Origin of the sequence: Prosthecobacter sp. (assembly GCF_044226605.1) — a bacterium.
Classification (GTDB): Bacteria; Verrucomicrobiota; Verrucomicrobiia; order Verrucomicrobiales; family Verrucomicrobiaceae; genus Prosthecobacter.
In genome coordinates this window covers 170,458-175,518 of the sequence record NZ_JBGAGS010000012.1, presented here as the reverse complement: position 1 = coordinate 175,518, position 5,061 = coordinate 170,458, and the positions used below count along the sequence as shown (strand labels likewise).

The following is a 5,061-nucleotide window of genomic DNA, read 5'->3' as shown; positions in this document are numbered from 1 at the left end:
TGCGGGCGTCGTCAGGCCTTTGAACTGTCGGATTGGATTTCGGTCTGTATTTACAAAATAAATACCTTGCTGTTTCCAAGGCTGTTTTGTAGCATCAGGTAATTCGCGAAATTCAATCACAAACCCTTTATGAATGCAGCACAATTTTCTCTATCTGCCCGTAAACGCAGAAAGGCCATGGCGCTGGTCATGGTCATCACGGTGGTGGCGCTGATGTCCATTCTCATGGTGGCCATCTTCTCGGTCACACGCATGGAGTACAAATCCACGCAGGCGTTTATCGCCAGCAAAACGGCCAAACAACTGTCGGACATCGGCACCGCCATTGTACAGGCCCAGATTGAAAATGCGCAACGGCCGGGGGGAGATAATGGCACCAATGCCAAGGTGTCCAATCAAATGACGACCCATGCCACACAGCCAGGCATGGCGCGTGTTTACAATGCCGATGGCAGCTTTAACGCAGCTTACAAACTTTACTCCAGTGCCAACATGAAGGTGACTGGCTCTGAGAGCTCCCTCTACAGCGACCAGCATGTGCCGCCGTCCACCTGGACTTCCATGACCGCACGGTATGTGGACCTTAATGAACCCGTGATCCGTCCGGGCCTCACGACTGGCACCTACGCTGTCTATTTCCCCATTATTGATCCGCGTGCTGCATGGAATTATGGCAGCGGCGGCCAGGGCGGCACCAATGTGGTGGGAAGCACCCAGGTGGAAGGATTCAGCTACACCAAAACTGCGGCCACCGTCGGTGCTGGTGGTGGTCAGGACTATTCCACCACGGTGATCACTCCGAGCGACACCAGCAATCCGGACAACCTCCGCCTGCCGATGCCTGTGGAGTGGTTGTACATTCTTGAGGACGGCACCGTCGGCGCCTTGGACTCTTCCAATAAGTTCATCAGTTCCAGCAGCACCCAGGCAAGTGCTGACAACCCGATCGTGGGCCGCGTCGCCTTCTGGACGGACGATGAGTCCTGCAAGGTGAACATCAACACCGCTGCGGAGCCCACCTTCATGACCTCGCCATTTTATTTCCATGAGCGTGACATGAAATGGGCGCACTTTCCGGCCGTCACCGGGGAGTATCAGCGCTATCCGGGGCATCCGGCTACGGTCGCTCTGAGTTCGGTGCTGGCACCGAACTACATGCTGGATCCTCTCCTTCCTTCGCAGGATGGCTTCTCTGGATTCATGGATGTGGTCAAGCTGAAGGAAAACATCTACAAGATCGCGCCCAAGATCAGCCCCGGTGGTTCGGAAGAGGGCACTCGCCCGTTTGCCCAGGACGATTTCTCAGGACAGAACGGCGAACGTAGTTCCGCCGTGGCCATCGATCTGGCTGCCACCTCCAAAGCACGTCTCTATGCCAATGTGGACGAGCTCCTGTTTGCAGACTTGGAATACAGCTCGCAGACCGGTCGTACGCAGACCGGTAAAACCGCGCAGTTTACCGACGCCTTCAAACTTCCCAACGGCACCGACTTCGTCAATCACGACATCATTGAGCGCTCGCGCTTCTTCCTCACTGCGCAGAGCCGCTCTCCTGAATTCAACATTCACGGCCTCCCACGCGTCTGCATGTGGCCCGTTTCTGATGAAAACGCGCTGGGTCCTCAATGGCGCACCAGTTTTGACAATCTCATCGCCTTCTGTTCCACCATCCAGAAGACCTCCGCCTCCGGGTACAACAACAGCTATATCTTCCGTCGTGCCGACTCACGCAGTGGCAGCAACGACATGAACATCAACCGCAACACCCAGTTGCTCGACTATTTGGTGGATCAGATGTCCCAGCTCTCCTGGCCTGCCACCTCATACAATTCCAGCACGAGCTACAAAAACTACGTTTCGAAATATGGCCAGGACAACGTCAACCAGCTGGCCATCCAGTTCTTTGACTACATCCGCAGCACCAATCTTTATGACGGCATCACCGCCCGCAACAACGATGCCTGGGGTGCCAATGGTTCAAGCGTCACCAATCTATACAGCTATCGCGACACGAACATCTCCAGTTGCTACACCTTCACCAGCCAGCGCATTTCTCCGCAGCCGACTTCGGTGAATGTTTCGGGAGATGCCGCCTCCAGCAACACGAATGCTGTCTCCGCTAACAACATGCTTCCTGGCCATGGACAGGTTTCTCCTGCCGTCTGGGCAAAAGGCGGACGCTCTTACAAGGGATTCGGGCGTATGATCACCGTTTCAGAAATCGGCTTCCAGTTCCTTTGTACAGCGGATGGTTTGCCAGATGGGCCTTCCAACGACTTGGCTGCGAATTTTCAAGGTGCCACGCAGGGCGGAGGAGGCACTTCCTGGCGTTTTGGCGTCAATCCAGGAGAATCCTTTATCCCGGTGTCCACGGTTTTCCCCAACCTGAATGTTCCAGACGGCAATGCGGCCTGGTACTCGAATTTTCCGCCGCTGATTAACCAAGAAAGCATTGATAATGCCATCACCTACTACGGTTGCAAGACCGGTAAACTGGCGAAGCCACAGTATCATCCGTCGAAACATCCCGCTTTCTATCCCGAGAATTGGAACATGACTCTTGCTGAAGGCACGCCTTTGCAGCCCAACGAAAAACGCATTCAGGTCATGCTGCTGCTGGAAGCCTTCTGCCCCAGCCTTGGCTACACCGGCCTTTATCCCGAATATACCATCGTGCTCGATGGTTCGACCATTGCGCAGATGCAAATTGTGGGAACAAACGGGCCTCAGTCTCTTTTCAACACCACCGGCGACGTCCCGATCAAATCCTACACCAACATCTTTTCGCAGGGGCACAGCGCAGACATTCTTGGCGGTCATTCCAGCCCGACGTCGATCGCTGGTGGAAGGCATACACGTCAGATCTCGCAAGGGGGGGGCTTGGTGCTGCTGCCGAAGGACGTCAACTACGACGTCAACAACACCTCCGGACACAATGCTCTGCAAAACTATGCGTTCTGCAGTGACTTTATCACGGTGGACCGCACTCAGCCTCTTACTGTTACCTTCCCTTCGGGAGACATCAAAGTGGCCATCTATGACACCCACAACTGGGAGTCCGCCAACCCCGTGCAGGTGATGTACGTTAACTTCGGCAACCTGTCTCCGCAGGTTCCCATGCCCAATCTGGCGAATTCGCATCCTTATTCGGAAACCATCGATTCCTTCGGCCGCATTGTTTACACTCGCACGCGTCAGGGACCGCACGACTGGGTGGCTAACTATGAAGGCTGCCTCGGACGGCTCCAAGGCACGCCCAATCCTGAGTACGGTACTGATCCTGACGCCGGCTTTTGGCTGGTGGCGCCCGTTGCAATCAACACAGCTAATGCCAACAACGCCCAGGAAGGGCGTGATAGGCAGAGCCTGCGCGGACGTCTGGATACGAGCGCGGGGCTCTTCCAGGAAACTCGTAACAACGTGACCGCCCTCGGTCTTACCGTCATTGCTCCGGACACCACCCAGCCTACGGACGTGGTGCGCAGCATCGTTCCCGCCATGGGAGATTACCGCACGCTGGCCGCCAGATACAATGTGCCCAGCAGCTGGTGGGTGCCCCACCCGATGTCCGGAAATTCTTCGTTGTTCCAGGCGCACAGCTTTACCAGTTCCATCGCGAGTTCCGAGCCAGGGTGCAAACTTGCGCAGTCCAATGGTGACAACATCGCTGGAAACTACGCCCAGTACTACCAGCCCAACATGCAGCTGATTGGTGGCGCGCGTTTCGACGTCGCACCCAATGGCACAATTTACAACAGTGTCCATCCCCGTCAGGCGGATCTGCCACCGAGCGCTGATTTTGCTTACGCCGCCAATGCCTTTGGCGATTTTGACACCGGACTTTCCAACGCACGTGAAGGCCCCTACATCAACAAAGCCGACGAGGGCAACTTCTACGCCGGCAACGAAACCCTCAACAGCCAGACCAAGTTCTACCGCTCTGCGTACTTCTTCAATACCTGGCACAATGCGGACGACTGGCGCAGCGGCATCTATATGACGCCAAACCGCATGATTTCCTCTCCAGTGATGTTCGGCTCCCTTCCAACGGGGGTATGGGGCAATCCTTCGGGCCTGCCCACGGGCTCGAATGCACTCCAGGACATGGCCCCATGGCAGACGCTGCTCTTCCGCCCCCATGCCCAGGTGACCAACCAGGATCCAAACTCGCAGGCCAGCCATCCTGGCATGATGGACCCAAGCGACCACTACCTGCTGGATCTCTTCTTCATGCCTGTGGTGGAACCTTACGCCATCAGCGAGCCTCTCTCCGTCGCCGGCCGCATTAACATGAACTATCAAATCATGCCCTTCACCAACATTCGGCGTGCCACCGGCATGCATGCGGTGATGAAAGGTGAGTTCATGACCGCCATCCCGAACAATCAGATTACCTCTGCCAAGGAGTTCTATCCAACGCCTTCAGGATCTTCGACCGCCGCCTGGGACCAGCGTTTTTGGAATGATGCCAGTGATCATCGCTACTGGCACCGCCCGATCGATGTGCCCGCAACGTTGCGTCAGTTTGACCTCAAATTCAGCCACCAGTCTGGCGGTCAGGACACGTATCAGGGGCTTTTCCGCTCCGCGAGCCAGATCTGCGAAATGCACCTGGTCCCCCAGACAAAGTCGGACGGCTCCGGCACGTATGACCCCGTCGGTGTTCAGAGCGCTACGAATCAAGGCCAGATTAACGACATCATGAACGTGTTCTGGTCCAACAACCGCCCGACTGGGGACAACGTTCGCGAACGTCCTTATTCGAATCTTTACGCACGCCTGACCACCCGCAGCAACACCTTCCGCGTTCATGTCCGCGCCCAGGTGCTCAAAAAGGCCCGCTCGTCAGATCCCGCCACCTTTGACACCACCAAGGACGCAGTCATCAGCGAGTATCGTGGTTCCACCCTCCTGGAGCGTTACATCGATCCGAACGACCTCAGCACCCCGATCACTGACTACGCCCAGACGGGCCTCAATCAGGCGCCGCTGGATTCCTATTACCGCTTTCATGCCCTCGAAACCAAACGTTTCAATCCATGAACACCCTTGCCTTCAACT

At 56.1% G+C, this 5,061-nt stretch carries 1 protein-coding gene; it reads left to right on the top strand.

Features of this window, described 5'->3' with window-relative positions:
* Nucleotides 1-129: 129 nt before the first annotated feature.
* Nucleotides 130-5,043, top strand: coding sequence for a Verru_Chthon cassette protein A (vccA, locus tag ACILSO_RS18105; RefSeq protein WP_395738851.1), 4,914 nt, complete (start codon nt 130-132; stop codon nt 5,041-5,043).
* The last annotated feature ends 18 nt before the right edge of the window (nt 5,044-5,061 follow it).

Bases quoted from the DNA above. Each gene is read 5' to 3' on its own strand.
- vccA (WP_395738851.1), top strand. From the start codon at position 130: ATGAATGCAGCACAATTTTCTCTATCTGCCCGTAAACGCAGAAAGGCC.